At 53.3% G+C, this 26,168-nt stretch carries 28 protein-coding genes; 22 read left to right on the forward strand and 6 right to left on the reverse strand.

Translation table 11 applies throughout. The features are described 5' to 3' along the window. The first annotated feature begins 1 nt into the window (after position 1). Genes mepA through GUC46_RS07390 form a run of 4 tightly spaced genes read left to right on the forward strand, consistent with a single transcriptional unit; the run spans position 2 to position 2,491 of the window. Entirely contained in the window at positions 2 to 826 is an 825-nt protein-coding gene (gene mepA, locus GUC46_RS07375; protein ID WP_003028168.1) for a penicillin-insensitive murein endopeptidase, read from the forward strand. Beyond that, positions 826 to 1,635, forward strand: a complete 810-nt coding sequence (locus GUC46_RS07380) for a sulfite exporter TauE/SafE family protein (protein ID WP_003028167.1) — start codon at positions 826 to 828, stop codon at positions 1,633 to 1,635. Before mepA ends, GUC46_RS07380 begins: the two co-directional genes overlap by 1 nt. Next, the gene (locus GUC46_RS07385) at positions 1,635 to 2,183 is read left to right on the forward strand and encodes an elongation factor P hydroxylase (RefSeq protein WP_003834819.1); all 549 of its coding nucleotides are present in this window, start codon (positions 1,635 to 1,637) and stop codon (positions 2,181 to 2,183) included. The genes GUC46_RS07380 and GUC46_RS07385 overlap by 1 nt, the downstream gene beginning before the upstream one ends. A 32-nt stretch (positions 2,184 to 2,215) precedes the next feature. Next, the gene (locus GUC46_RS07390; protein WP_003028163.1) at positions 2,216 to 2,491 is read left to right on the forward strand and encodes a YfcL family protein; all 276 of its coding nucleotides are present in this window, start codon (positions 2,216 to 2,218) and stop codon (positions 2,489 to 2,491) included. A 114-nt stretch (positions 2,492 to 2,605) separates the two neighbouring features. Here the strand turns inward: GUC46_RS07390 and mnmC are convergent, their stop codons facing one another. Next, a complete protein-coding gene (gene mnmC / locus GUC46_RS07395; protein WP_176691732.1) occupies positions 2,606 to 4,606 on the reverse strand; it encodes a bifunctional tRNA (5-methylaminomethyl-2-thiouridine)(34)-methyltransferase MnmD/FAD-dependent 5-carboxymethylaminomethyl-2-thiouridine(34) oxidoreductase MnmC in 2,001 nt (666 codons plus the stop codon). Positions 4,607 to 4,765: 159 nt separating this feature from the next. Between mnmC and fabB the strand changes: the two genes are divergently transcribed. Continuing rightward, positions 4,766 to 5,980, forward strand: a complete 1,215-nt coding sequence (gene fabB / locus GUC46_RS07400) for a beta-ketoacyl-ACP synthase I (RefSeq protein ID WP_003834815.1) — start codon at positions 4,766 to 4,768, stop codon at positions 5,978 to 5,980. Positions 5,981 to 6,193: 213 nt separating this feature from the next. Then, positions 6,194 to 7,372, forward strand: coding sequence for an MFS transporter (locus GUC46_RS07405; protein ID WP_003028149.1), 1,179 nt, complete (start codon positions 6,194 to 6,196; stop codon positions 7,370 to 7,372). On the opposite strand, the gene flk is transcribed toward GUC46_RS07405, so the two are convergent. Further along, positions 7,369 to 8,370 (reverse strand): flagella biosynthesis regulator Flk, encoded by a 1,002-nt coding sequence (gene flk, locus GUC46_RS07410; RefSeq protein WP_003845068.1) that lies wholly within the window; start codon positions 8,368 to 8,370, stop codon positions 7,369 to 7,371. The genes GUC46_RS07405 and flk overlap by 4 nt on opposite strands. A 108-nt stretch (positions 8,371 to 8,478) precedes the next feature. On the opposite strand from flk, the gene pdxB reads away from it, so the two are divergent. The 15 genes from pdxB to hisP all read left to right on the forward strand — a co-directional run bounded on the left by pdxB (position 8,479) and on the right by hisP (position 22,759). Beyond that, on the forward strand, positions 8,479 to 9,615 hold the full coding sequence (pdxB, locus tag GUC46_RS07415; protein WP_048217302.1) for a 4-phosphoerythronate dehydrogenase PdxB: 1,137 nt from the start codon (positions 8,479 to 8,481) through the stop codon (positions 9,613 to 9,615). 68 nt (positions 9,616 to 9,683) lie between these two features. After that, entirely contained in the window at positions 9,684 to 10,697 is a 1,014-nt protein-coding gene (locus tag GUC46_RS07420) for an aspartate-semialdehyde dehydrogenase (RefSeq protein WP_003839313.1), read from the forward strand. After that, entirely contained in the window at positions 10,697 to 11,509 is an 813-nt protein-coding gene (gene truA / locus GUC46_RS07425) for a tRNA pseudouridine(38-40) synthase TruA (RefSeq protein WP_003028142.1), read from the forward strand. Before GUC46_RS07420 ends, truA begins: the two co-directional genes overlap by 1 nt. Before the next feature lie 24 nt (positions 11,510 to 11,533). Continuing rightward, positions 11,534 to 12,193: a DedA family protein gene (locus tag GUC46_RS07430; RefSeq protein WP_003028140.1), complete on the forward strand. Its 660-nt coding sequence runs from the start codon at positions 11,534 to 11,536 to the stop codon at positions 12,191 to 12,193. Positions 12,194 to 12,342: 149 nt separating this feature from the next. Next, positions 12,343 to 13,257, forward strand: a complete 915-nt coding sequence (gene accD / locus GUC46_RS07435) for an acetyl-CoA carboxylase, carboxyltransferase subunit beta (RefSeq protein ID WP_003839317.1) — start codon at positions 12,343 to 12,345, stop codon at positions 13,255 to 13,257. Positions 13,258 to 13,449: 192 nt separating this feature from the next. Beyond that, positions 13,450 to 14,718: a bifunctional tetrahydrofolate synthase/dihydrofolate synthase gene (gene folC, locus GUC46_RS07440; RefSeq protein WP_160179995.1), complete on the forward strand. Its 1,269-nt coding sequence runs from the start codon at positions 13,450 to 13,452 to the stop codon at positions 14,716 to 14,718. Further along, entirely contained in the window at positions 14,708 to 15,370 is a 663-nt protein-coding gene (gene dedD / locus GUC46_RS07445) for a cell division protein DedD (RefSeq protein ID WP_048218334.1), read from the forward strand. The genes folC and dedD overlap by 11 nt, the downstream gene beginning before the upstream one ends. 220 nt (positions 15,371 to 15,590) lie before the next feature. Beyond that, entirely contained in the window at positions 15,591 to 16,079 is a 489-nt protein-coding gene (cvpA, locus tag GUC46_RS07450; protein ID WP_003028129.1) for a colicin V production protein, read from the forward strand. Between the two features lie 33 nt (positions 16,080 to 16,112). Further along, entirely contained in the window at positions 16,113 to 17,630 is a 1,518-nt protein-coding gene (purF, locus tag GUC46_RS07455; RefSeq protein WP_003028127.1) for an amidophosphoribosyltransferase, read from the forward strand. A 96-nt stretch (positions 17,631 to 17,726) separates the two neighbouring features. Then, positions 17,727 to 18,296 carry a UbiX family flavin prenyltransferase gene (locus GUC46_RS07460; RefSeq protein ID WP_003028125.1) on the forward strand — a complete coding sequence of 190 codons (570 nt, stop codon included), beginning with the start codon at positions 17,727 to 17,729 and terminating at the stop codon, positions 18,294 to 18,296. A gap of 287 nt (positions 18,297 to 18,583) precedes the next feature. Next, the gene (argT, locus tag GUC46_RS07465) at positions 18,584 to 19,366 is read left to right on the forward strand and encodes a lysine/arginine/ornithine ABC transporter substrate-binding protein ArgT (RefSeq protein WP_003839327.1); all 783 of its coding nucleotides are present in this window, start codon (positions 18,584 to 18,586) and stop codon (positions 19,364 to 19,366) included. A 247-nt stretch (positions 19,367 to 19,613) separates the two neighbouring features. Further along, the gene (gene hisJ, locus GUC46_RS07470; RefSeq protein ID WP_003028120.1) at positions 19,614 to 20,396 is read left to right on the forward strand and encodes a histidine ABC transporter substrate-binding protein HisJ; all 783 of its coding nucleotides are present in this window, start codon (positions 19,614 to 19,616) and stop codon (positions 20,394 to 20,396) included. A 185-nt stretch (positions 20,397 to 20,581) separates the two neighbouring features. Beyond that, positions 20,582 to 21,268, forward strand: a complete 687-nt coding sequence (locus GUC46_RS07475) for a histidine ABC transporter permease HisQ (RefSeq protein WP_003028118.1) — start codon at positions 20,582 to 20,584, stop codon at positions 21,266 to 21,268. Then, complete coding sequence (gene hisM / locus GUC46_RS07480; RefSeq protein WP_003028116.1) at positions 21,265 to 21,972, forward strand: histidine ABC transporter permease HisM; 708 nt, start codon at positions 21,265 to 21,267, stop codon at positions 21,970 to 21,972. Before GUC46_RS07475 ends, hisM begins: the two co-directional genes overlap by 4 nt. Before the next feature lie 13 nt (positions 21,973 to 21,985). Continuing rightward, positions 21,986 to 22,759: a histidine ABC transporter ATP-binding protein HisP gene (gene hisP, locus GUC46_RS07485; RefSeq protein ID WP_003839331.1), complete on the forward strand. Its 774-nt coding sequence runs from the start codon at positions 21,986 to 21,988 to the stop codon at positions 22,757 to 22,759. 33 nt (positions 22,760 to 22,792) lie between these two features. Here the strand turns inward: hisP and GUC46_RS07490 are convergent, their stop codons facing one another. The 4 genes from GUC46_RS07490 to yfcG all read right to left on the reverse strand — a co-directional run bounded on the left by GUC46_RS07490 (position 22,793) and on the right by yfcG (position 25,346). After that, the gene (locus GUC46_RS07490) at positions 22,793 to 23,308 is read right to left on the reverse strand and encodes a GNAT family N-acetyltransferase (RefSeq protein ID WP_016150708.1); all 516 of its coding nucleotides are present in this window, start codon (positions 23,306 to 23,308) and stop codon (positions 22,793 to 22,795) included. A gap of 71 nt (positions 23,309 to 23,379) precedes the next feature. After that, entirely contained in the window at positions 23,380 to 24,273 is an 894-nt protein-coding gene (locus tag GUC46_RS07495; RefSeq protein ID WP_003845074.1) for a TIGR01777 family oxidoreductase, read from the reverse strand. 20 nt (positions 24,274 to 24,293) lie between these two features. Beyond that, positions 24,294 to 24,656 (reverse strand): dihydroneopterin triphosphate 2'-epimerase, encoded by a 363-nt coding sequence (gene folX / locus GUC46_RS07500; protein ID WP_003028107.1) that lies wholly within the window; start codon positions 24,654 to 24,656, stop codon positions 24,294 to 24,296. A 54-nt stretch (positions 24,657 to 24,710) separates the two neighbouring features. After that, positions 24,711 to 25,346 carry a GSH-dependent disulfide bond oxidoreductase gene (gene yfcG / locus GUC46_RS07505; RefSeq protein ID WP_048218908.1) on the reverse strand — a complete coding sequence of 212 codons (636 nt, stop codon included), beginning with the start codon at positions 25,344 to 25,346 and terminating at the stop codon, positions 24,711 to 24,713. A gap of 134 nt (positions 25,347 to 25,480) precedes the next feature. Here yfcG and yfcF point away from each other — a divergent pair, with 134 nt between their 5' ends. Further along, positions 25,481 to 26,125: a glutathione transferase gene (yfcF, locus tag GUC46_RS07510; RefSeq protein ID WP_003839339.1), complete on the forward strand. Its 645-nt coding sequence runs from the start codon at positions 25,481 to 25,483 to the stop codon at positions 26,123 to 26,125. Positions 26,126 to 26,168 lie beyond the last annotated feature (43 nt).

Below are 26,168 nucleotides of genomic sequence, written 5' to 3' on the forward strand. Positions count from 1 at the left end.
GATGAAAAAAACGGCACTTGCGGCGCTGGCTCTGTTTGCCAGTACCGCCTGTCTGGCGGCGACGCCCTGGCAGAAAATTACCCATCCGGTTGCGGGTAGCGCGCAGTCTATCGGCGCGTTTTCCAATGGCTGTATTGTTGGCGCAGATACGCTGCCTGTACAGTCAGAACATTATCAGGTGATGCGCACCGATCAGCGTCGTTACTTTGGCCATCCGGATCTGGTGAGGTTTATCCAGCGTCTGAGTAATCAGGCTAATAGTCAGGGGCTAGGCACGGTGTTAATCGGCGATATGGGGATGCCGGCCGGTGGGCGATTCAATGGCGGTCACGCCAGCCACCAGACGGGACTGGATGTGGATATTTTCCTGCAACTGCCGAAAACGCGCTGGACCCAGTCGCAACTGCTGCGGCCGCAGGCGTTAGATCTGGTCTCACAGGATGGCAAACGTGTTGTGCCATCACTGTGGAAACCGGAGATTTTTAGCCTGGTAAGGCTGGCTGCAAAAGATAATGAAGTAACGCGTATTTTCGTGAATCCAGCGATTAAGCAACAACTTTGTCTGGATGCAGGGACCGACAGGGACTGGTTGCGTAAAGTGCGGCCATGGTTCCAGCATCGTGCGCATATGCACGTGCGGTTACGTTGCCCTGCCGACAGCCTTGAGTGCGAAGATCAACCGTTACCGCCACCGGGTGACGGCTGTGGCGCAGAGCTGCAAAGCTGGTTCGAACCTCCAAAACCTGGAACCACCAAGCCTGAGAAGAAGACACCGCCGCCGTTGCCGCCTTCCTGCCAGGCGCTACTGGACGAGCATGTACTCTAATGGATCATTTTGCCTCTCTGTTTATGGTGTCGCCACTGCTGCTAGGTGTGCTGTTTTTTGTGGCGATGCTGGCAGGTTTTATTGATTCTCTGGCCGGAGGCGGTGGTCTACTCACCATCCCGGCATTGATGGCGGCCGGGATGCCACCAGCGCAAGCGCTGGCGACCAATAAGCTGCAGGCCTGCGGGGGATCTATCTCTTCCTCCCTCTATTTTATTCGTCGTGGCGTGGTTAATCTGGCGGACCAGAAGCTCAATATCTTCATGACGTTTGTCGGATCAATGAGCGGGGCGCTATTGGTTCAGCACGTGCAGTCAGATGTTCTGCGCCAGATCCTGCCGGTTCTGGTTATCTGTATTGGCCTTTACTTTCTGTTGATGCCGAAAGTGGGGGAAGAGGACCGACAGCGTCGATTGCACGGTTTACCTTTCGCGCTGGTGGCGGGAGGCTGCGTCGGTTTTTACGATGGCTTTTTTGGTCCGGCGGCAGGGTCGTTCTACGCGCTGGCCTTTGTCATGCTGTGCGGATACAACCTGGCGAAATCGACGGCCCACGCCAAAGTATTAAATGCCACATCGAATATCGGTGGGTTGTTGTTGTTTGCCCTCGGCGGCAAAGTGATTTGGGCGACAGGTTTTGTGATGCTCATTGGCCAGTTTATTGGCGCACGGATGGGCTCTCGACTGGTGCTCAGCAAAGGACAAAAACTCATTCGGCCAATGATCGTTATTGTCTCCGCCGTGATGAGCGCCAAGCTACTTTATGATAATCATGGACAGGAGATTCTCCACTGGCTGGGGATGAATTAATGAATAATACGCACCACTACGAACAGTTAATTGAGATTTTTAACGGCTGCTTTGCCGATGAATTTAATACCCGTCTGATTAAAGGCGACGACGAACCGATCTATCTTCCTGCGGATGCGGAATTACCGTATCACCGTATCGTTTTTGCGCATGGTTATTACGCCAGTGCGTTACACGAAATTTCACACTGGTGCATCGCCGGTAAAGCTCGTCGTGAGCTGGTCGATTTTGGTTACTGGTACTGCCCGGACGGACGCGACGCGAAGACACAATGCCAGTTTGAAGATGTGGAAGTGAAGCCGCAGGCGTTTGACTGGCTGTTTTGCATGGCGGCGGGGTACCCGTTTAACGTCAGTTGCGACAACCTCGAAGGGGACTTTGAACCAGACCGCGTGGTATTCCAGCGCCGTGTTCATGCTCAGGTAATGGAGTACCTGGAAAAGGGGATCCCTGAACGTCCGGCGCGTTTTATTAACGCGTTACAGAATTATTATCACACGCCTGAACTTACGGCGGAACAATTCCCGTGGCCCGAAGCGCTCAACTGAAGCCGCTGCCACGTTTACAATGAGGAAAGAAGATGATCGCGGAGTTTGAATCACGCATTCTGGCATTAATCGACGATATGGTAGAGCACGCCAGCGATGATGAGTTGTTTGCCAGTGGCTATTTGCGTGGGCACCTGACGCTGGCTGTGGCTGAGTTGGATGCTGGCGAGGACCATTCCGCTGAGGCATTGTACGCCAATGTGACCAGCAGCCTGGAAAAAGCCATCAGCGCAGGCGAACTCTCGCCGCGTGACCAGGCGTTAGTGAAAGAGATGTGGGACACTTTATTTCAAAAGGCAACGCAATAATAATTGCAGTGGATTGTGCCGGATGGCGACGCGAAGGCGTCTTATCCGGCCTACGTGGACGGGGGTTGTTGGCCTGATAAGCGTAGCGCCATCAGGCAATGATGAGATGGTATCTTATTTCACCGCTTTACCCTTCAATAACTTCCTTACCCACAGACGATTCGGATTCAACGCAGCCAGCGTGCTGGCATCCATAGGGATAGGTTCATCGCTCATTTGCGATGCCAGAATTTCTGCACACAGCGGGGCAGTACACAGCCCGCGCGAGCCCAGCGCACCCAACATAAATAAATCGGAATAAACCGGGGCGTTTACGGCGTGCTCTCTGTCTTCGGCAAGAGTGGCATACTGGCTGAGCGTGGCGTCATAATCCGCGACGTTGCCGGCCATCGGCATGTGATCGCGCGTGGCGCAGCGCACTCCACAACGGGCGGCATTGCCACTAACGTCTACTTCTTTTGCCCACGCGGCATTCGGGAAACAATCTATTAAGCGCTGACGGTTTTGCTGCTGATCGTCAGCACGATACACCGTTTCTTCACTTCCGCGATGATAACTGGCGCCAATGCAGTGCTGCTGAATTTGCGGGTTGTGCGGCGTGAGGTAGCCGTCATAGCACAGCACCTGACGCAGCGCTGAAAGCGAAGGCGTAGTAGGAATGTGACTCACCTGACCGCCTACGGAGTACACCGGTAGCGACTGCGTCTGTTCAACGCTGTTAATGCGATGCCCGTTAGCCAGCACTACCGCAGCGTGAGTGGCGGTTGCTCCATTGGCAAACGCCAATTTCCAGTTTTCTGTCTGTCGAGACAGTGAGGCCAGCGTATGTTGATACCGGGTGCGTAATCCCAGCGTTGCGGCATAGTCGAATACGGCGGCGGTTAACTGTGCCGGACACAGCCATCCTCCGGCGGGGTACTGAATCCCGCCGCATCCGGTTTTTACGCCGGTCGTTTGTAAAACCTGCTCTGCGTCAACTCCGACGGCGAGCGCATCGGGCAATTCAAGGGACAACATTTGGTTGATTTTTTGCTGGCTTTTCTCATCCCACGCCAGTTGCGTCACGCCGCACCAGTCATGCGCGAACTCAACGGGGAGGGTGTCATACAGCCGGCGGGCGAAGGTAAACGCGGTGGGGAAAAAGAGATTAATGGCCGCGTCATGTTTGCTCAGTAGCGGATAAAGAGCGCCCTGGCGATTGCCGGATGCACCCCCGGCTGGGTTATCGTCGGCGCAATAGAGCGTGACCTGCCAGCCGCGGCGCAGTAACGCCAACGACAGCAATGCGCTGGCAATCCCCCCGCCAATAATGGCGGCTTCGCGTTTATCTGTTCCGGTACGTGCAAACCAGGGTGCCGAGGAGGGGAGCGCCAGCGTCTTATCCATGACGCCACAAAGCATTTCGCGTTTGCGACCAAAGCCTTTGCACTTTTGCATCGTAAACCCGGCTTCCTGCAATCCCCGACGCACAAAGCCTGCTGAGGTGAAGGTCGCCAGCGTGCCGCCGGGGCGAGCCAGACGGGCCATTGCGTTAAACAGCGTTGGCGTCCACATATCCGGATTTTTTGCCGGCGCGAAACCGTCCAGAAACCAGGCATCCACTTTTTGATTCAGGGAGTCATCCAGCTTGCTGGTCAGTTCGTTAATATCGCCAAACCACAGATCCAGCGTGACGCGTCCTTCATCAAGGAGCAGGCGATGGCATCCCGCCAGCGGCAGCGGCCATTGCTCTTGCAGCGCCGTGGCCCACGGGGCAAGTTCTGGCCAGTGCTGATGGGCTAAGGTCAGATCTTCACGCGTCAGCGGAAATTTTTCAAAACTGATGAAATGTAATCTTTCCAGGGTAGCGTCAGGGTGGGTATCGCGGAATTCGGCAAACGCCTGCCAGAGTGTCAGGAAGTTAAGTCCGGTGCCAAACCCACTTTCTGCTACTACGAAGAGGGGACGTGAATGTGCAGGGAATCGCTGGGCGAGATGATTCCCGCCGAGAAAGACGTAACGTGTCTCTTCCAGCCCGTTATCATTAGAAAAATAGACATCGTCAAAATCTCGGGAAACAGGTGTACCCTCAGCGTTGAATTCAAGGTTGGCAGGTTGTATAGCGTATTGTTTCACGTAAGTTACTCGTCTGGCAGGCTGTGCCCCGATCTTAGCGATGAGTGCCTGGCTGCGCAAATTTCCACATTAAATGGCTGATCGGACTTGTTCGGCGTACAAGTGTACGCTATTGTGCCACTCGAAACTTTAAAATAGTGCGACTTACAGAGGTATTGAATGAAACGTGCAGTGATTACTGGCTTGGGCATCGTTTCCAGCATCGGTAATAACCAGCAGGAAGTCCTGGCATCTCTGCGTGAAGGACGTTCAGGGATCACTTTCTCTCAGGAGCTGAAGGACTCCGGCATGCGTAGCCACGTATGGGGCAACGTAAAACTGGATACCACTGGTCTCATTGACCGCAAAGTAGTGCGCTTCATGAGCGACGCATCCATCTATGCATTCCTTTCTATGGAACAGGCAGTGGCTGATGCCGGCCTTGCAGCAGAAGATTACCAGAATAACCCGCGCGTTGGCCTGATTGCAGGTTCCGGCGGCGGCTCCCCGCGTTTTCAGGTGTTCGGTGCTGACGCAATGCGTAGCCCGCGTGGCCTGAAAGCGGTTGGCCCGTATGTGGTCACCAAAGCGATGGCGTCCGGCGTTTCTGCCTGCCTCGCAACGCCGTTCAAAATCCACGGCGTAAACTACTCTATCAGCTCTGCCTGTGCGACATCTGCGCACTGTATCGGCAACGCAGTAGAACAAATTCAGCTGGGCAAGCAAGACATCGTTTTCGCTGGCGGCGGCGAAGAGCTGTGCTGGGAAATGGCGTGTGAATTCGACGCCATGGGCGCGCTGTCTACCAAATATAACGACGATCCATCCAAAGCTTCCCGTACCTATGACGCACACCGTGACGGTTTCGTTATTGCTGGCGGCGGCGGTATGGTCGTGGTCGAAGAGCTGGAACACGCTCTGGCACGTGGCGCGCACATCTATGCGGAAATCGTCGGTTATGGCGCAACGTCCGATGGCGCAGACATGGTTGCTCCGTCTGGCGAAGGCGCAGTACGTTGCATGCAGATGGCGATGCACGGCGTAGACACGCCGATCGACTACCTGAACTCCCACGGTACCTCTACTCCGGTAGGCGACGTGAAAGAGCTGGGTGCGATTCGTGAAGTGTTTGGCGACAACAGCCCGGCAATCTCCGCAACCAAAGCGATGACCGGTCACTCACTGGGCGCGGCTGGCGTTCAGGAAGCTATCTACTCTCTGCTGATGCTGGAACACGGTTTTATCGCGCCAAGCATCAACATTGAAGAGCTGGACGAGCAGGCGGCAGGTCTGAACATCGTGACCAAACCGACCGAGCAGGCGCTGACCACCGTAATGTCCAACAGCTTCGGTTTTGGCGGCACCAACGCCACGCTGGTTATGCGTAAGCTGTAAGCGTAAGACTGAAAGATTATGCAAGAGGGGAGCCTGATGGCTCCCTTTTTTATATCGTTGACAACCGCTCTGGTTTACAGGCAGACTCCAGCTTCAACATTATCCTCTTGATAATGCGTAAGCGTTTAACGTTATCCAACGCACCTTAATCCTGATAGTCAGGTAGAGGGGGCGTGGGCATTCCTCGCCTTACTCTGCATTTTGGAGTAACGCATGACAGCTGTAACCCAACAAGAAAAAACACCTTCGGCGAACTTTTCGCTGTTTCGCATCGCTTTTGCGGTTTTCCTGACCTATATGACGGTCGGTTTACCTTTGCCCGTCATTCCTCTGTTTGTGCACCAGGAACTGGGCTATGGCAATACCATGGTCGGCATCGCCGTCGGCGTACAGTTTCTGGCGACGGTATTAACACGCGGCTACGCCGGGCGGTTAGCCGATCAATATGGTGCCAAACGCTCGGCGCTGCAGGGGATGTTTGCCTGTGGGCTGGCGGGTGCGGCGTGGCTGTTAGCCGCGCTATTGCCCGTTTCTGTTCCCGTAAAATTTGCGTTGCTAATCGTCGGTCGTTTGATCCTCGGTTTTGGCGAAAGCCAACTGCTCACCGGAACGCTGACCTGGGGGCTGGGGCTGGTCGGCCCAACACGCTCCGGTAAGGTGATGTCATGGAACGGAATGGCGATTTACGGCGCGCTGGCCGCCGGTGCACCGTTGGGCCTGTTGATCCACAGCCACTTTGGCTTCGCGGCGCTGGCGGGAACCACGATGGTATTACCGCTGCTGGCATGGGTATTCAACGGCACCGTGCGTAAAGTGCCTGCACATGCAGGAGAACGCCCTTCGTTATGGAGCGTGGTAGGGCTTATCTGGAAACCGGGCCTGGGCCTGGCGCTGCAGGGCGTTGGCTTTGCGGTGATCGGTACATTTATTTCACTCTATTTTGTCAGCAATGGCTGGACGATGGCGGGGTTCACCCTGACCGCGTTTGGCGGGGCGTTTGTGCTGATGCGCATTCTGTTTGGCTGGATGCCGGACCGGTTCGGCGGCGTGAAGGTTGCCGTTGTCTCTTTGCTGGTGGAAACCGCAGGACTGATTCTGCTGTGGCAGGCCCCAACAGCCTGGGTTGCACTGCTTGGAGCGGCATTAACCGGGGCCGGGTGTTCGCTTATCTTCCCGGCCTTGGGCGTCGAGGTGGTGAAGCGAGTACCCGCGCAGGTTCGCGGTACGGCGCTTGGCGGTTACGCCGCATTTCAGGATATCTCCTACGGCATAAGCGGGCCGGTCGCCGGGGTGCTTGCCACCGCGTACGGTTATCCCTCAGTGTTCCTTGCCGGGGCGATATCCGCCGTGGTGGGGATTATTGTAACGTTGCTTACGCTGCGTAAAGGTTAAGCGACCAGCCAGAAAATGGCTAACGCAATCATCAATGCAACAAACAACAGTCCCGGTCGTGCCGACAGAGATTTAACCGTTTCAATCATCGGCGCGAACGGGCTGTAAATGGGCTGCAGATGACGCGGATCGCTGAGCTCGCGTTCTCGTTCCACGCGACGCAGGAAAATTTGATTGAGCAAGTCCTGCACCTGCACCGTGGTCAGAATCGATTGTGGTTGGATCTGATACGTCTGCTGCGCGTACTCTTTTATTGCTGTCAGCTCATTCGGCTCTAATGGCAACTTCAGCGCAGCCTGGAGCGTTTGTAGCGTCGGGGCGCTTTGCAGGCTGAGCGTCTGGCGCGCCTGCAGCCAGGTGACCAGGTGCGTAAACTGTTTGGCAGGGATCAGCTCACCGCTTTTTACGCCAGACAACTCCAGCATCGACTGCCAGATCATCTTCCCGGATTCTCCCGTGGCCGCCGCCAGTTTGGTAACTAACTGGTTCAGCGTATTGTGCTCTGCGGGGAGCAACGGGCGATCGGTTGCCGGGCGCTGCTGCGGCTGTGGTATCGACAGCTGCCCTTGTTGCAGCAGCGTGAGCACGTTTTTCAACTGCTCAGGCGTGAGCTGGCTGAGCGCCGTTTGCCCATACTGCTGACGGATAAAATCACTCACCGCCTGGCGATTATTTCCCTGGCTCAGTAATTCAGTGAGCTGCGAAAGCACCTGACGATTAACATGATTTTGCTGAGCAACTCCCAGCCGTTGGTTAAGGTTTTGCTCTGCGGCTGGAAAGTGACGTGACTGCAGCGGAGTATCACTTTTGACGCCCAGATCGTGCTTCATTCCGGCCCACACCTCAGCACTTTGCTGCTGGGTGAGTGAAATCAAACGGGTAATTAGTCGTTCCAACACAGTACGTTGTTGCGTGGATAACGGTTGTTCACCCGCAGCGGAAGGGGCATTTTGGCCTTCGCCGGGAGGGCGTGCGGGCGTACCTGAAATGGGCTGCATCATCTCTGTTCCTTAAATCTGTGCTGACCAGGTCTCGCAGTATGCCTGGCGGCGAGATTATGGCACACTTGCCCGGTTAACTCTCGTTCTCAAACAGGTGCGAAAGACGTGAAAATCCTCGTTGATGAAAATATGCCCTATGCCCGCGAACTGTTCAGTCGTTTGGGGGAGGTCAAAGCGGTTCCCGGTCGTCCGATTCCCGTAGCTGAACTGGATGATGCGGATGCTTTAATGGTGCGCTCGGTGACGAAAGTAAATGAATCACTGCTTGGAGGAAAACCGGTTAAATTTGTCGGTACGGCAACCGCTGGCACAGACCATGTGGATGACGCCTGGCTTGCGCAGGCTGGGATCGGTTTTTCCGCCGCGCCCGGTTGTAACGCGATAGCGGTCGTAGAATATGTTTTTTCAGCGTTGCTGATGCTGGCGGAGCGTGACGGGTTTTCGTTACGCGATCGTACCGTAGGCATTGTGGGTGTGGGCAACGTGGGTGGGCGTTTGCAGGCGCGTCTGGAAGCGCTGGGGATCCGCACGCTGCTGTGCGATCCACCGCGAGCCGATCGCGGTGACGAGGGCGATTTCCGCTCGCTGGACGAACTGGTAGAGCAAGCCGATGTGCTGACTTTCCATACGCCACTGTTTAAAGACGGACCCTACAAAACGCTGCACATGGCGGATGATGCGCTGATTAGCCGACTGAAGCCGGGCACTATTCTGATCAATGCCTGCCGTGGGCCGGTCATCGACAATACAGCATTGCTGAACCGGTTGAATGCCGGTCAGTCGCTGAGCGTTGTGCTGGATGTCTGGGAAGGAGAGCCGGATCTCAATGTGGCGTTGCTGGAGAAAGCCGATATCGGCACGGCGCACATTGCCGGGTATACCCTCGAAGGAAAAGCGCGTGGCACCACGCAGGTCTTTGAGGCCTATAGTAAGTTTATTGGTCACGAGCAGCACGTTGCGCTCAGTACCCTGTTACCCGCGCCGGAATTTGGTCGTATCACCCTGCATGGCCCGTTAGATCAGCCAACGCTGAAAAGGCTGGTGCATTTAGTGTATGATGTGCGCCGCGATGATGCGCCGCTGCGTAAAGTCGCTGGAATTCCGGGTGAGTTTGATAAACTGCGTAAAAATTACCTTGAGCGTCGTGAGTGGTCGTCTTTATATGTGATGTGTGACGACGCAACGGCTGCTGCCTTATTGTGTAAGCTGGGTTTTAACGCTGTTCATCATCCGGCACATTAATGTCTTCTTAATGCTCCCTGTCGAATAATGCGACAGGGACGCTTACGTATTTCTTGGAGTAAATCACCATGTCTGAAGGCTGGAATATTGCCATTCTGGGCGCAACGGGCGCCGTAGGCGAAGCCCTGCTCGATACGCTGGCTGAACGCCAGTTCCCGGTCGGTGAAATTTATGCGCTGGCGCGTAATGAAAGCGCCGGTGAGCATCTGCGTTTTAACGGTAAATCGGTCATAGTGCAGGACGTTGCAGAATTTGACTGGACACAGGCACAGTTGGCATTTTTTGTTGCGGGCACTGAAGCCACCGCCGCATGGGTAGAAGAAGCAACAAATGCGGGTTGCCTGGTGATTGACAGCAGCGGTCTGTTCGCGCTTGAGCCAGACGTTCCGCTGGTGGTTCCGGACGTTAACCCGTTCGTGCTGGCGGATTACCGTAACCGCAATGTGATTGCGGTACCAAACAGCCTGACAAGCCAGTTGCTGTCTGCGCTGAAACCATTGATTGATGACGGCGGGCTGTCACGGATTACGGTGACCAATATTATTTCGGCTTCCGCTCACGGCAAAAAAGCCGTAGACGCACTGGCCGGACAAAGCGCGAAATTGCTTAACGGCATCCCGATTGACGAAGATGATTTCTTTGGTCGTCAGCTGGCGTTCAATATGCTGCCGCTGCTGCCCGATCGCGAAGGCAGCGTGCGTGAAGAGCGTCGTATTGTTGATGAAGTGCGCAAAATTATGCAGGATGACGGCCTGCTGATCTCCGCCAGCATCGTGCAGTCCCCGGTGTTTTATGGCCATGCGCAGATGGTGAATTTTGAAGCCCTGCGCCCGTTGGCGGCGGAAGAAGCACGTGATGCGTTTTCACGCGGCGAAGATGTGGTGTTGTCGGAAGAGACCGACTTCCCGACTCAGGTTGGCGACGCGTCAGGTACTCCGCACCTTTCTATTGGCTGCGTGCATAACGATTACGGTATGCCGGAGCAAGTTCAGTTCTGGTCTGTGGCAGACAACGTACGCTTTGGCGGCGCGTTAATGGCGGTGAAAATTGCGGAAAAACTGGTGCAGGAGTACCTGTACTAATGTCTGACCAGCAACAGCCGTCAACCCATAAAATTGCGCTGGGCATTGAGTATGACGGCAGCAAATATTATGGCTGGCAGCGCCAGAACGAAGTGCGTAGCGTTCAGGAAAAACTGGAAAAAGCGCTTTCTCAGGTGGCGAACGAACGCATTAATGTTTTTTGTGCAGGTCGCACGGATGCGGGCGTTCATGGCACTGGGCAGGTCGTGCATTTTGAAACCACTGCCCAGCGTAAAGATGCGGCCTGGACACTGGGGGTAAATGCGAATTTACCTGGTGACATCGCCGTGCGCTGGGTGAAAGCTGTACCTGATGATTTTCATGCCAGATTTAGCGCTACGGCTCGCCGTTATCGCTACATCATCTACAATCATCGGTTGCGCCCTGCGGTTTTGGGTAAAGGGGTAACCCATTATTATGAACCGCTGGACGCTGAGCGTATGCATCGTGCAGCCCAGTGTCTGATTGGCGAAAATGATTTTACCTCGTTCCGTGCGGTACAGTGCCAGTCGCGCACACCGTGGCGTAACGTGATGCACATTAACGTTGAACGTTTCGGTGCATATGTGGTGGTGGATATTAAAGCGAATGCCTTTGTACATCATATGGTCAGGAATATTGTCGGCAGCCTGATGGAAGTTGGCGCCAACAACCAGCCGGAGAGCTGGATAGCAGAACTGTTAGCGGCAAAGGACAGAACGCTGGCAGCGGCAACGGCGAAAGCGGAAGGACTGTATCTGGTTGCAGTAGATTACCCGGATCGGTTCGACCTGCCAAAACCGCCTATGGGCCCGCTATTTCTGGCGGACTAATTTGAGTCGTATAAAGGCATAACTATGGACCTGATTTACTTTCTTATTGATTTTATCCTGCACATTGATGTGCACCTGGCGGAGCTGGTCGCGGAATACGGTATCTGGGTATACGCGATTCTGTTTCTGATCCTGTTCTGCGAAACCGGGCTGGTGGTGACACCATTCCTGCCGGGAGACTCGCTGCTGTTTGTTGCTGGTGCGCTTTCTGCGCTGCCGACCAATGATCTCAATGTTCATCTGATGGTGGCGCTGATGATTGTGGCGGCGATTGTGGGCGATGCAGTGAACTACACGATTGGCCGATTGTTCGGGGAAAAACTTTTCAGTAACCCGAACTCCAAAATTTTCCGTCGCAGCTACCTGGATAAAACCCATGCGTTCTACGAGCGTCATGGCGGTAAGACGATTATCCTGGCGCGTTTCGTGCCTATCGTGCGCACATTTGCGCCGTTTGTTGCCGGTATGGGACATATGTCCTACCGTCACTTTGCGATGTATAACGTCGTAGGTGCATTGCTGTGGGTATTGTTGTTCACCTACGCAGGCTACCTGTTCGGCGATCTGCCGATTGTCCAGGAAAACCTGAAATTACTGATTGTGGCGATTATCGTCCTTTCCGTATTGCCGGGGGTGATTGAAGTAATTCGCCATAAACGTGCTGCGTCACGGGCTGCAAAATAGAAAGTAACTCAGCGGTTCGACCACTTTTTTATCCAAAGTTTCGGGCTGTTATGTTTTAATGTGCAACATTCATGGTCTGTTAGGGGCAAAAATGGCATTATGCGCCCCTTATAACAAAGCTGACTAGGGTTCAGGCAGAAAGGTCACCAATGAGCTGGATTGAACGAATTAAAAGCAACATTACTCCCACCCGCAAGGCAAGCATTCCTGAAGGGGTGTGGACCAAGTGTGATAGCTGCGGTCAGGTTTTATACCGTGCTGAGCTGGAACGTAATCTTGAGGTCTGTCCGAAGTGTGACCATCATATGCGCATGTCGGCGCGCAATCGCCTGCATAGCCTGTTAGATGAAGGTTCTCTTGTGGAACTGGGTAGCGAGCTTGAGCCGAAAGACGTGCTGAAGTTTCGTGACTCCAAAAAATACAAAGACAGACTGGCTTCTGCGCAGAAAGAAACCGGCGAGAAAGATGCGCTGGTGGTGATGAAAGGCACGCTGCATGGTATGCCGGTCGTTGCTGCGGCATTCGAGTTCGCGTTTATGGGCGGCTCCATGGGCTCTGTGGTCGGTGCGCGTTTTGTCCGTGCCGTTGAGCAGGCACTGGAAGACAACTGTCCGCTGATCTGCTTCTCCGCTTCTGGCGGGGCGCGTATGCAGGAAGCGCTGATGTCTCTGATGCAGATGGCAAAAACCTCTGCTGCGCTGGCGAAAATGCAGGAACGCGGTTTACCGTATATTTCTGTACTGACCGACCCAACAATGGGTGGTGTTTCCGCAAGCTTCGCGATGCTGGGCGATCTCAACATTGCAGAACCGAAAGCACTGATCGGCTTCGCGGGTCCGCGTGTTATCGAGCAAACCGTACGTGAGAAACTGCCGCCGGGATTCCAGCGCAGCGAGTTCCTGATTGAAAAAGGCGCTATCGATATGATCGTCCGCCGTCCGGAAATGCGCCTGAAACTGGCAAGCATCCTGGCGAAGCTGATGAATCTTCCTGCGCCGAATCCGGATGAGCCGCGTGAAGGCGAGGTGGTATCTCCGGTACCCGATCAGGAATCAGAAGCCTGATAACTTACTCTATGGATTTCGAGTTGCAGGAAGACGGCAAGAGAGTGAACCCCGATGAGCTTGCACGGGCAAGTGATTCGGGTGAGCGAGAGCAGCCAACACACCTGCAGCTTGAAAGACGACGAGTAAAAAAGGGCAGGGCCAACTGGCGCTGCCTTTTGCTTTAATCTACGTAATAAAATTACAGGCATCATGGACAATAAACGTATTCCTCAAGCCGCGTCGCCCCTGGCGTCGTGGCTTTCTTATCTGGAAAACCTGCACAGTAAAACCATCGATCTTGGCCTTGAACGCGTAAGCCAGGTAGCGCGCAAACTGGGTGTATTGAAACCCGCGCCATTTGTGTTTACGGTGGCAGGAACCAACGGAAAAGGCACGACCTGTCGGACGCTGGAATCTGTGCTGACTGCGGCAGGCTATAAAGTTGGGGTGTACAGTTCGCCTCATCTGGTGCGTTACACGGAACGCGTACGCGTGCAGGGGAGTGAACTGCCGGAATCAGCCCATACCGCCTCGTTTGCTGAGATTGAAGACGCTCGTGGTGATATTTCCCTGACTTACTTTGAATACGGTACGTTATCGGCACTCTGGCTGTTTAAACAGGCCCAACTGGATGTCGTTATTCTGGAAGTGGGATTAGGCGGCCGCCTTGACGCCACCAATATCGTCGATGCCGATGTCGCTGTAGTCACCAGTATTGCGCTTGACCATACTGACTGGCTGGGCCCGGATCGTGAAAGTATTGGTCGTGAGAAGGCCGGTATTTTCCGTGCAGAGAAACCGGCTATCGTCGGCGAGCCTGAAATGCCTTACACCATCGCGGATGTCGCGCAAGAGTGCGGGGCGATTTTGCAACGCTGCGGCGTAGACTGGCGCTATGCGGTTACTGAGAACGACTGGTCGTTTACGGATGCTTATGGAACGTTGGCGCATTTGCCGTTGCCTCAGGTGCCACAACCTAATGCTGCTACCGCACTGGCTGCGCTGCGCGCAAGCGGGCTGAACGTTAGCGAGCAGGCGATTCGTGACGGCATCGAACGCGCGATTTTACCTGGGCGCTTCCAGATTGTGAGCGAGTCGCCGCGAGTGATTTTCGATGTTGCCCATAACCCGCATGCGGCAGAGTATCTGACCGGACGTCTGAAAAAGTTAGTGAAAAGCGGGCGTGTACTTGCGGTTATCGGTATGCTACATGATAAAGATATTGCCGGTACGTTAGCCTGGTTAAAAAGCGTGGTTGACGTCTGGTACTGTGCGCCCCTGGAAGGGCCGCGTGGCGCAACGGCAGAACAACTGCTGGAGCACCTGGGCAAAGGCAACGCTTATGACAGCGTGGCGCAGGCATGGTCTGCAGCACTTGCTGAGGCGAAGCCAGAAGATACCGTGTTGGTGTGTGGATCCTTTCACACTGTCGCACATGTCATGGAAGTAATAGACGTGGGGAGAAGCGGTGGCGAGTAAGTTTCAGAATCGATTAGTCGGCACAATTGTGCTAGTCGCGCTCGGGGTAATTGTGCTTCCCGGGCTGCTTGACGGGCAGAAAAAGCATTATCAGGATGAATTTGCAGCGATCCCACTGGTGCCTAAACCCGGTGATCGCGATGAACCAGACATGATGCCTGCAGCAACGCAGGCGCTGCCGACTCAGCCGCCGGAAGGGGCTGCAGAAGAGGTGCGTGCGGGTGATGCTGCCGCGCCATCGTTGGATCCATCACGTTTGACGACGGCAAACAGCGCGGAATTAGATCCTGTCCCTGCGCCTGTGGAACCACCGAAACCTAAACCGAAACCGCAGCCTGTTGCCGTCGCTCCGACGCCGGCACCGACTCCAGCGCCGAAACCGGCCGCTGAAGAAGCGCCAGCCCCAACCGGCAAAGCGTACGTTGTACAGCTCGGTGCACTGAAAAATGCGGATAAGGTCAATGAGATCGTGGGTAAACTTCGTGGCGCGGGCTTCCGGGTATATACTTCCCCGTCAACGCCGGTGCAGGGTAAAATAACCCGCATTCTCGTCGGGCCGGACGCCTCCAAAGATAAGCTAAAGAACTCGCTGGGCGAGCTGCAGAAGATCTCTGGTCTGAGTGGCGTCGTGATGGGGTACACCCCTAATTAAGGGATTGCGCTGTTTACGGCGCAGCCCTGATTCAGGCCGGATACGGTGTTTTTACCGCTATCCGGTAGTGCCCGAAGAGGCATAAAACGGTATGGCGTTGAAGATTTTTTCAGCGCCATTTTTATTTACGCGTGGAAAGGAAATCCCTACGCAAACGTTTTCTTTTTCTGTTAGAATGCGCCCCGAACAGGACGACAGGGCGTAAAATCGTGGGACACATATGGTCTGGATTGATTACGCCATTATCGCGGTGATTGGTTTTTCCTGTCTGGTTAGCCTGATCCGTGGCTTTGTTCGTGAAGCATTATCGTTGGTGACTTGGGGTTGTGCTTTCTTTGTCGCCAGCCATTACTACACTTACCTGTCTGTCTGGTTTACGGGCTTTGAAGACGAACTGGTTCGAAATGGGATTGCTATCGCGATACTGTTCATCGCGACACTTATCGTCGGCGCTATCGTTAACTTTGTGATAGGCCAACTGGTAGAGAAAACAGGACTGTCGGGTACCGACAGGGTGTTGGGGATCTGCTTCGGTGCTTTGCGTGGAGCGTTGATCGTTGCCGCCATACTGTTCTTTCTCGATACCTTTACCGGTCTGTCGAAAAGTGAAGACTGGGGTAAGTCGCAGCTGATTCCGCAGTTCAGTTTCATCATCAGATGGTTCTTTGACTATCTGCAAAGCTCGTCAAGTTTCTTGCCCAAAGTATAAACTTTGGGTCGTTGCTGAACGAGGAAAAGACGTATGTGCGGTATTGTCGGTATCGCCGGTGTTATGCCGGTAAACCAGTCGATTTATGACGCGTTAACGGTGCTCCAGCATCGTGGTCAGGATGCTGCGGGCATCATCACCATTGATGCCAACAACTGCTTCCGCTTGCGTAAAGCAAACGGAATGGTGAGCGATATTTTTGAAGCGCGCCATATGCAGCGTTTGCAGGGCAATATGGGCATCGGTCATGTGCGTTACCCAACGGCTGGCAGCTCCAGCGCCTCCGAAGCTCAACCTTTTTACGTCAACTCACCGTATGGCATCACTCTTGCCCACAATGGCAACCTGACCAACGCGCATGAGTTGCGTAAAAAGCTGTTTGAAGAAAAGCGCCGCCACATCAATACCACTTCAGATTCTGAAATTCTGCTGAATATTTTCGCCAGCGAGCTGGATAACTTCCGCCATTACCCGCTTGAGGCCGACAATATTTTTGCTGCCATTGCGGCAACCAACCGCCAGATTCGCGGCGCCTATGCCTGCGTGGCGATGATTATCGGTCACGGTATGGTTGCCTTCCGCGACCCTAACGGTATCCGTCCTCTGGTAATGGGCAAACGCGATATTGGCGATGGCCGTACCGAGTACATGGTGGCGTCTGAGAGCGTAGCGCTGGACACGTTGGGCTTTGAATTCCTGCGCGACGTAGCCCCTGGCGAAGCGGTGTATATCACCGAAAAAGGCCAGCTGTTTACCCGTCAGTGTGCTGATAACCCGGTGAGCAATCCGTGTCTGTTTGAATACGTTTACTTCGCTCGTCCTGACTCCTTTATCGACAAGATTTCCGTCTACAGCGCCCGTGTGAATATGGGGACTAAGCTTGGCGAAAAAATTGCCCGTGAGTGGGAAGATCTGGACATCGACGTAGTCATCCCAATCCCGGAAACCTCCTGCGATATCGCGCTGGAAATTGCCCGTATTCTCGGTAAGCCGTACCGTCAGGGGTTTGTGAAAAACCGCTATGTGGGACGCACCTTTATCATGCCGGGCCAGCAGCTGCGCCGTAAATCAGTACGCCGTAAGCTGAACGCTAACCGTGCGGAATTCCGTGATAAAAACGTGCTGCTGGTGGATGATTCCATCGTGCGCGGCACCACTTCAGAACAAATTATCGAGATGGCGCGTGAAGCCGGAGCGAAGAAGGTGTATCTGGCCTCTGCCGCCCCGGAAATTCGCTTCCCGAACGTTTATGGCATCGATATGCCTACGGCGACGGAGCTGATTGCGCATGGTCGTGAAGTGGACGAGATTCGCCAGATAATCGGCGCAGATGGTCTAATCTTCCAGGACCTGAACGATCTGATTGAAGCTGTCCGTGCTGAGAATCCGGATATTCAGCAGTTTGAATGTTCAGTGTTTAACGGTGTGTACGTCACCAAAGACGTCGACCAGCAATATCTCGATTTCCTCGACTCCCTGCGTAATGATGATGCTAAAGCGGTATTGCGTCAGAACGAAGCGGAAAACCTTGAAATGCACAACGAAGGTTAATGTTTGCTCGCAAGCAAGGGCGCAACCTGCACCCTTGCTTGCAACTCACCGTAATTTCCTGCAAAGTCGGCCCTGAGCAAGTAAGGGCTATTACACATGAAACGACTCATCATTGGTATTTCTGGCGCAAGCGGGGCAATTTACGGCGTGCGCCTGCTGCAGGTTTTGCGTGACGTTACCGATGTGGAAACCCATCTGGTGATGAGTGCCGCTGCCCGGCAGACGCTGGCACTGGAAACGGACCTCTCTGTGCGCGACGTGCAGGCGCTGGCAAATGTGAATCATGATACGCGCGATATCGCCGCCAGTATCTCCTCCGGCTCTTTTCAGACCGCCGGCATGGTTATCCTGCCGTGTTCAATCAAAACCCTTTCCGGCATTGTCCACAGTTACACCGATGGGTTGCTTACCCGTGCGGCAGATGTGGTGTTGAAAGAACGTCGTCCGCTGGTGCTGTGTGTACGCGAAACGCCGCTGCATCTGGGGCATCTGCGCCTCATGACCCAGGCGGCAGAAATTGGCGCAGTGATTATGCCACCAGTCCCGGCGTTCTATCATCGTCCACAAACGCTCGATGATGTGATTAATCAAACGGTTAATCGCGTGCTTGACCAGTTTGATATTACCCTTCCACAGGACCTGTTCACCCGCTGGCAAGGGGCGTAAGCCGTTCCATCAGCGTGCAAAGAAATATCCGTTGCCCTGTTTCAGGGCAATTTTGTAACCGCGATCATATCCTCAACATTTAATTCGTTAAAACTCAACGAAACGCTGCGGTTCGACCGTCAGACCTGCTATCTTCAAAATCAGGACATTATTGCAACGTTTTATTAACATATTTAACGTCGAATATCCTCATCGACGCGAAAATGGCATAAGACCTGCATGAAAAAGTCTGCAAACACACAACACAACGTAAAACATAATAAAATTACGCCACTTGAGGGTTATGTATGAAGAAGACGGTTCTTGCTTTGTCTTTGCTGGTAGGACTCTCCGCCACCGCGGCCAGCTACGCAGCACTTCCGCAGACGGTTCGTATTGGTACAGATACAACGTACGCACCTTTTTCCTCTAAAGATGCCAAAGGCGACTTTGTCGGCTTTGATATCGATCTGGGAAATGAGATGTGTAAGCGCATGCAGATCAAATGTACCTGGGTTGCCAGCGACTTTGATGCGCTGATCCCGTCGCTGAAAGCGAAAAAAATTGATGCCATTATCTCCTCGCTTTCTATCACCGAGAAGCGTCAGCAAGAGATTGCATTCTCAGACAAACTTTACGCAGCAGACTCACGGCTGATCGCCGCGAAAGGTTCCCCAATTAAACCGACTCTGGACTCCCTCAAGGGTAAACACGTTGGCGTGCTGCAAGGCTCTACTCAGGAAGCCTATGCCAATGACAACTGGCGTAGCAAAGGCGTGGATGTGGTGGCCTATGCGAACCAGGATCTTATCTATTCTGACCTGACGGCGGGTCGTCTCGACGCAGCACTGCAGGATGAAGTCGCGGCCAGCGAAGGCTTCCTGAAGCAACCTGCCGGTAAGGACTACGACTTTGCAGGTCCTTCGGTGAAAGATAAAAAATACTTTGGCGACGGAACCGGGATTGGCTTGCGCAAAGATGATGCAGAGCTGAAAGCCGCTTTCGACAAAGCGCTGGGTGAACTGCGTAAAGACGGCACCTACGACAAAATGGCGAGCAAATATTTTAATTTTAATGTCTACGGCGATTAATACAGCGGCGTGGGGAATTGACTGCACCATTGCGGGTAACCATTACGGTGCATAATACATTCAGTGCACTGTTTTGGTGCTTTTATCGCTGACTTAATAAGCATGAGTGCATACTTAAGCGCTTTTCATGCAAATAAATACCGCCGGCAGGGTAGAATACTTTGCCTTGTCGGCCTGATTAATGGCACGATAACTGCACCTGGTCCTGTAAAGATCCCCTATAAAAGACAGTCTGTTGAGGATAGTTATGAAAAAACTGGTGTTGTCTCTTTCTCTGGTTCTGGCTTTCTCCAGTGCTACCGCAGCATTTGCAGCCATTCCGCAAAAAATTCGTATCGGTACTGATCCTACTTATGCGCCGTTCGAATCGAAAAATGCACAGGGTGAATTAGTCGGTTTTGATATCGATCTGGCTAAAGAGCTGTGCAAACGTATTAATACGCAATGTACTTTCGTGGAAAACCCGCTGGACGCGCTGATCCCTTCGCTAAAAGCGAAGAAAATCGATGCCATCATGTCCTCGCTTTCCATTACTGAAAAACGTCAGCAGGAAATCGCTTTTACTGACAAGCTTTATGCAGCCGACTCGCGTCTGGTTGTCGCTAAAGATTCAGCTATTCAGCCGACCATTGAGTCGCTGAAAGGTAAACGTGTTGGTGTGCTGCAGGGCACCACCCAGGAAACGTTCGGCAACGAACACTGGGCGCCAAAAGGTATTGAGATTGTCTCTTATCAGGGGCAGGACAATATCTATTCTGACCTGACTGCCGGGCGTATTGACGCCGCGTTCCAGGATGAAGTCGCGGCCAGCGAAGGCTTCCTGAAACAGCCAGTCGGTAAAGATTACAAATTTGGCGGTCCGTCTGTGAAAGACGAGAAGTTGTTCGGCGTGGGTACCGGTATGGGGCTACGCAAAGACGATAACGAGCTGCGCGAAGCGCTGAACAAAGCCTTTGCCGAAATGCGAGCTGACGGTACTTACGAGAAGCTGGCGAAAAAGTACTTCGATTTTGATGTTTACGGCGGTTAATTACCGCAGGTGCTGATAAAGCCCGTAGATTTTTGATCGACTTATTGCCTGATGGCGGCTGCGCCTTATCAGGCCTACGACGAAAGCTTGTAGGCCTGATAAGCGAAGCGCCATCAGGCATAAAGTGACGAGACAAAATATCAAAAGAGGCTTACTACTCCACCACACACGACAGGACAGGCAGCATGTTGTATGGCTTTTCAGGTGTTATTTTACAGGGCGCAATTGTTACGCTGGAGCTGGCACTCAGCTCGGTGGTACTGGCGGTTCTGATAGGTCTTGTCGGCGCAGCAGCAAAGCTGTCGCAAAGCCGGGCAATGGGGCTTATTTTCGAAGGGTACACAACGCTAATCCGCGGTGTACCCGATCTGGTCTTAATGCTGCTCATCTTCTACGGATTACAAATCGCGCTGAATACCATTACCGATGCCATCGGTATCGGCCAGATTGATATCGATCCGATGGTTGCGGGCATTATCACCCTTGGATTTATCTACGGCGCCTACTTTACCGAAACTTTTCGCGGTGCGTTTATGGCTGTACCAAAAGGCCATATTGAAGCCGCGACGGCGTTTGGCTTTACCAGCTCACAAATATTTCGTCGCATTATGTTCCCGGCGATGATGCGTTATGCCTTACCGGGAATCGGTAATAACTGGCAGGTTATTCTTAAGGCCACGGCACTGGTGTCGCTGCTCGGCCTGGAAGACGTGGTGAAAGCGACCCAGCTTGCCGGGAAGAGTACCTGGGAGCCGTTCTATTTTGCCGTGGTGTGCGGGGTCATCTATCTGGTGTTTACCACTGTTTCTAATGGTGTGCTGCTGTACCTTGAGCGCCGCTATTCCGTGGGTGTGAAGAGGGCTGACCTGTGATCGAGATTATTCAGGAATACTGGAAGTCCCTGCTGTGGACCGACGGATATCGCTACACTGGCGTCGCTATCACCCTGTGGCTTTTGATTTCGTCAGTAGTGATGGGCGGAATACTTGCGCTCTTTTTGGCTATTGGCCGCGTTTCCAGTAATAAATTTATTCAGTTCCCTATCTGGCTGTTCACCTATATTTTTCGTGGCACGCCGCTGTACGTTCAGCTACTGGTGTTTTATTCCGGGATGTATACGCTGGAGATAGTCAAAGGCACGGACTTCCTCAACGCGTTTTTCCGCAGCGGGTTGAATTGCACCGTGCTGGCGCTGACGCTGAATACCTGCGCCTATACCACTGAGATTTTCGCCGGGGCTATCCGTTCCGTGCCGCACGGTGAGATTGAGGCTGCTCGCGCATACGGTTTCTCGTCATTCAAACTGTATCGATGCATTATTTTACCTTCCGCGCTGCGTATTGCGTTGCCGGCTTACAGCAATGAAGTCATTTTAATGCTGCACTCCACGGCGCTGGCGTTTACCGCAACGGTACCTGACCTGTTGAAAATCGCCCGCGATATCAACTCGGCAACGTATCAGCCGTTTACCGCCTTCGGTATTGCCGCTGTACTGTATTTGATTATTTCGTATGTCCTGATTAGCCTGTTCCGTAAAGCGGAAAAACGCTGGTTGCAGCATGTATCCTCTAAATGATTCGAGTAACACGATGTCTGAAAATAAATTAAACGTTATCGATTTACATAAGCACTACGGCGAACATGAAGTGCTGAAAGGGGTGTCGCTGCAGGCCAACGCGGGTGATGTTATCAGTATTATTGGCTCGTCAGGTTCCGGTAAAAGTACCTTCCTGCGCTGCATTAACTTTCTTGAGAAACCAAGCGCCGGGTCGATTATAGTCAGTGGTCAGAACATTGGTCTGGTGCGCGACAAAGACGGTCAGCTCAAGGTTGCGGACAAAAATCAGCTGCGCCTGCTGCGCACGCGTCTGACAATGGTCTTTCAGCACTTTAATCTGTGGAGCCACATGACGGTGCTGGAAAACGTCATGGAAGCGCCGATCCAGGTGTTGGGGCTGAGCAAACAGGAAGCCCGCGACCGTGCGGTGAAGTATCTGGCTAAAGTGGGCATTGATGAGCGCGCGCAGGGCAAATATCCGGTGCATCTGTCCGGTGGTCAGCAGCAGCGTGTTTCCATTGCCCGTGCGCTGGCGATGGAGCCGGAAGTGTTGCTGTTTGATGAACCTACGTCGGCACTAGATCCTGAGCTGGTGGGTGAAGTGCTGCGCATTATGCAACAGCTGGCCGAAGAGGGGAAAACCATGGTGGTGGTGACTCACGAAATGGGGTTTGCCCGTCATGTTTCCACGCACGTGATTTTCCTGCATCAGGGGAAAATTGAGGAAGAGGGCGACCCGGAGCAGGTATTCGGTAATCCGCAAAGTCCACGTTTGCAGCAGTTCCTCAAAGGTTCGTTGAAGTAAATCACCTGCCCGGAGGCGTTACGTTTTCCGGGCTTACAATTTTAGCGCGTCGCGCTCCAGCCGAAACACCCAGTCGTCGTAGGCGATGCCATCAATCTCATACGCCTTTTCCAGTACCTGGGTACGCACAAACCCCGTTTTTTCCAGAATACGAACAGAACCCTTATTCTCCGCGAGTGCGTAAGCGTTTATCGCCGTGACGTCCGTGCGCTCGAAAGCGTACTGGCACACTGCCGTCACGGCTTCGCTGGCAATCCCTTTCCCCTGAGCTTCTGGCAAAATGGCGTAGCCGAGGTCGGCCTCGTGTGGGTATAAATGGCTGATTTGCAGACCAATATCACCGAGAGGTGTTGATTTGTTATGCTCGCGGATGACAAAAGTATGCTGTGCAGCCAGACGTCTGGCGAATAACAGCCGCGTATCTTTCGCTGGGGCAATATCACCCATATAGCGCATGACTTCCGGGCATTCACGTAATCTCTGGAAAAATGACCAGTCAGAAAATTTAAATAAGGAGAGGGTAAGTCGGGGAGTCGAAATTATCGCCATAACGTCGCCATTGCGGAAATCTAGCCTATAACCTTACCACCACAACAGCGACCGTGAATAGAGCTACGGGATTATCGGATGACATCCGCCAGCGCTTCTTCTAAATCGTACCAGCGAAATGCAAAACCGGACGCTTCCAGGCGTTTGGGTAATGCTCGCTGCCCGCCGAGGACCAGTACTGAAGATTCCCCCATCAGCAGCCGCATAGCGGTGGCGGGAATGCGCAGAATGGCAGGGCGGTTTAGAGCGTGTCCCAGCGCGTGGGCAAACTGCTCATTGTGCACCGGGTATGGCGAAACCATATTGAAGGGACCGCGTAGATCATTATTCAGCAGCCAGATAATTCCGTTGACCATATCATCAACATGGATCCAGGCCATATACTGTCGTCCGTTACCGATTGGGCCGCCTAAGCCAAGACGAAACGGCGGGACCATTTTCGCCAGAATACCGCCAGCAGAGGCTAGTACCACGCCGGTACGCAGCATACACACGCGAGTTTTTTCGCTTTGCGCAGTGCTGGCAATTTGCTCCCAGCGGGCGCACAGCTTATGGGTAAATTCATTATGCGGTGGCTCTTCTTCCGTAACCACAACTTCGCCCAAATCGCCGTAGTAACCGATAGCGGAACCGGAGATTAACACTGAGGGCGGCGTCTCGCTGGCATTGATTAAATCGACCAGTTTCTGCGTAATGCCCCAACGGCTCTGGCACAGGCGTTCCTTTTGCTGTGCGCTCCAGCGCTTATCTGCAATAGGTTCTCCGGCAAGGTTAATCACGGCATCAATGTCATTGAGATGCTGCCGCTCTTCCAGTCCTTTCCATAACGTGACCCGAGAGTCGAGAATCTGACGAGCCTTATCAGGGGTACGTGTCACTACAATTATCTGATGCCCCAGTTCCAGCAGGCAGGGGATCAGATGACGTCCAATCAGGCCAGTACCGCCGGTAATCAGAATCTGCATGTCGCCTCCCGGGTTACGTTTTAGCGCTGCCAGCTCAGCGTCATAGAAACTGAGTCGGCGTAACGCAATGCGTGAAGTTTATCTATCTCCACTTCAGCATAAGTGACCCAGTGATGTTCGCGTGCGATATCGAGCACATCTTGAGTTAATTTTTCTAATAATGAGAAGCGGTTACCCTCCACGTGGGCAATGATGCTTTTGGTGATTGTGCGATAATTCAGCGCGTCGTTGATATCTTCGCTGGTACGGGCTTTGTCTGCCGGATAGTGAATGGCAATGTTGATGACGATATCCTGGCGGTTAAGGATCTCCTCTTCTTTGATGCCGATAAAAGTGCGCAGACGAAGGTTTTTTATACGAATAATAGCGTCAGGTTGTGACATTGCAGGTTTCCTCCATGTATGAACCTTTGCATGATACACGAGAACCGAATTGCGTCATCGCTTCTCGCTTTGTGCGTGCTGCATGGCGCGTTCAGTCGCGGGACGCGTACGGATGCGTTCGTGCCAGTTATTGACCGCCGGATAGTTGTCGAGGTCGATGCGCTGACGCTGATGGGCGTGGATCCACGGCCAGCTGGCAATGTCGGCAATGCTGTAGTGATCGCCTCCCAGCCAGGGTGACGATTCCAGACGTTTATTCATCACGTTGTACAGGCGCTGGGTTTCAACCTGGTATCTTTCAATGGCGTAAGGGATCGTTTGCGGAGCGTAATGACTGAAATGATGATTCTGCCCCAGCATAGGACCCAGACCGCTGACCTGCCAGAACAGCCACTGCAGCGTGGTGTGGCGTTCGCGTAATTCACCGCTGAGCAGCTTACCGCTCTTTTCCGCCAGATAGAGTAAAATTTCTCCGGACTCAAACAAGCTGATGGGCCTTCCGCCGTCCACCGGGGCATGATCGATAATGGCCGGGATTTTATTGTTCGGCGAGATCTGCAGAAAATTGGGGTGAAACTGGCTACCTTTGCTGATATCGACATGAATCAGACGGTATTGCAGCTGCGCCTCTTCAAGAAACAACGTGATTTTGTGACCGTTTGGCGATGGCGTGTAATAGAGATCGATCATTTTCAGCATCCGTTTTGTCATGAACCGGGTCATAACAAGTATAGAGCCTGTTGGCGTGCTTGAGTTTTCATCAAGTGACAGCGAGAGAAAGACTCTATATTTTGAAGGCAAGCTAATACACTTCAGAGGACATTATGAGCAAACCTGCAATTACGCTGTGGTCAGATGCCAATTTTTTCTCCCCTTACGTGCTGTCTGTTTATGTCGCTCTGCAAGAGAAAGGGCTGCCCTTTACGCTGAAAACTGTTGATCTCAACAGTGGCGAACATTTGCAACCTTCATGGCAAGGTTACGCCTTGACGCGCCGCGTGCCGGTTCTTGAGATCGATGGTTTTGAACTGAGCGAATCATCAGCGATTACGGAATTCCTGGAAGAGAGCTTTGCGCCGCCACAGTGGGAGCGTATCTATCCGCACGATGTGCAAAAACGCGCGCGGGCGCGCCAGGTTCAGGCGTGGATCCGCAGCGATTTAATGCCTATCCGTGAAGAACGCTCAACGGATGTCGTTTTTGCTGGCGTGAAGAAAGGACCATTAAGCGAAGCGGGAAAAGCCAGTGCGGAAAAATTGTTCGCTACTGCTGGCAGTTTACTGAGCCACGGTAAGCAGAATTTATTTGGCGAATGGTGTATCGCTGACTGTGATTTAGCGCTAATGCTTAATCGCCTGGTCCTGAATGGCGATGAGGTTCCGGAAGCGCTTGCGGAATACGCCACCTTCCAGTGGCAGCGCGCTTCAGTACAGCGTTTTATCGCGCTTTCAGCGAAGCGTTCCTGCTGAAAAACGGGCCGTAATCCAGTATCATTACAAGGTACTTTTCAGC

The organism is Citrobacter sp. LUTT5 (assembly GCF_009905315.1).
Lineage (GTDB): Bacteria > Pseudomonadota > Gammaproteobacteria > Enterobacterales > Enterobacteriaceae > Citrobacter > Citrobacter freundii.

Excerpts from the sequence above, each read along its gene's own strand:
- mepA (WP_003028168.1), top strand. The coding sequence starts at position 2 with ATGAAAAAAACGGCACTTGCGGCGCTGGCTCTGTTTGCCAGTACCGCC.
- GUC46_RS07380 (WP_003028167.1), top strand. The coding sequence starts at position 826 with ATGGATCATTTTGCCTCTCTGTTTATGGTGTCGCCACTGCTGCTAGGT.
- GUC46_RS07385 (WP_003834819.1), top strand. The coding sequence starts at position 1,635 with ATGAATAATACGCACCACTACGAACAGTTAATTGAGATTTTTAACGGC.
- GUC46_RS07390 (WP_003028163.1), top strand. The coding sequence starts at position 2,216 with ATGATCGCGGAGTTTGAATCACGCATTCTGGCATTAATCGACGATATG.
- fabB (WP_003834815.1), top strand. The coding sequence starts at position 4,766 with ATGAAACGTGCAGTGATTACTGGCTTGGGCATCGTTTCCAGCATCGGT.
- GUC46_RS07405 (WP_003028149.1), top strand. The coding sequence starts at position 6,194 with ATGACAGCTGTAACCCAACAAGAAAAAACACCTTCGGCGAACTTTTCG.
- flk (WP_003845068.1), bottom strand. The coding sequence starts at position 8,370 with ATGCAGCCCATTTCAGGTACGCCCGCACGCCCTCCCGGCGAAGGCCAA.
- GUC46_RS07420 (WP_003839313.1), top strand. The coding sequence starts at position 9,684 with ATGTCTGAAGGCTGGAATATTGCCATTCTGGGCGCAACGGGCGCCGTA.
- truA (WP_003028142.1), top strand. The coding sequence starts at position 10,697 with ATGTCTGACCAGCAACAGCCGTCAACCCATAAAATTGCGCTGGGCATT.
- GUC46_RS07430 (WP_003028140.1), top strand. The coding sequence starts at position 11,534 with ATGGACCTGATTTACTTTCTTATTGATTTTATCCTGCACATTGATGTG.
- accD (WP_003839317.1), top strand. The coding sequence starts at position 12,343 with ATGAGCTGGATTGAACGAATTAAAAGCAACATTACTCCCACCCGCAAG.
- folC (WP_160179995.1), top strand. The coding sequence starts at position 13,450 with ATGGACAATAAACGTATTCCTCAAGCCGCGTCGCCCCTGGCGTCGTGG.
- cvpA (WP_003028129.1), top strand. The coding sequence starts at position 15,591 with ATGGTCTGGATTGATTACGCCATTATCGCGGTGATTGGTTTTTCCTGT.
- purF (WP_003028127.1), top strand. The coding sequence starts at position 16,113 with ATGTGCGGTATTGTCGGTATCGCCGGTGTTATGCCGGTAAACCAGTCG.
- GUC46_RS07460 (WP_003028125.1), top strand. The coding sequence starts at position 17,727 with ATGAAACGACTCATCATTGGTATTTCTGGCGCAAGCGGGGCAATTTAC.
- argT (WP_003839327.1), top strand. The coding sequence starts at position 18,584 with ATGAAGAAGACGGTTCTTGCTTTGTCTTTGCTGGTAGGACTCTCCGCC.
- hisJ (WP_003028120.1), top strand. The coding sequence starts at position 19,614 with ATGAAAAAACTGGTGTTGTCTCTTTCTCTGGTTCTGGCTTTCTCCAGT.
- GUC46_RS07475 (WP_003028118.1), top strand. The coding sequence starts at position 20,582 with ATGTTGTATGGCTTTTCAGGTGTTATTTTACAGGGCGCAATTGTTACG.
- hisP (WP_003839331.1), top strand. The coding sequence starts at position 21,986 with ATGTCTGAAAATAAATTAAACGTTATCGATTTACATAAGCACTACGGC.
- GUC46_RS07490 (WP_016150708.1), bottom strand. The coding sequence starts at position 23,308 with ATGGCGATAATTTCGACTCCCCGACTTACCCTCTCCTTATTTAAATTT.
- GUC46_RS07495 (WP_003845074.1), bottom strand. The coding sequence starts at position 24,273 with ATGCAGATTCTGATTACCGGCGGTACTGGCCTGATTGGACGTCATCTG.
- folX (WP_003028107.1), bottom strand. The coding sequence starts at position 24,656 with ATGTCACAACCTGACGCTATTATTCGTATAAAAAACCTTCGTCTGCGC.
- yfcG (WP_048218908.1), bottom strand. The coding sequence starts at position 25,346 with ATGATCGATCTCTATTACACGCCATCGCCAAACGGTCACAAAATCACG.
- yfcF (WP_003839339.1), top strand. The coding sequence starts at position 25,481 with ATGAGCAAACCTGCAATTACGCTGTGGTCAGATGCCAATTTTTTCTCC.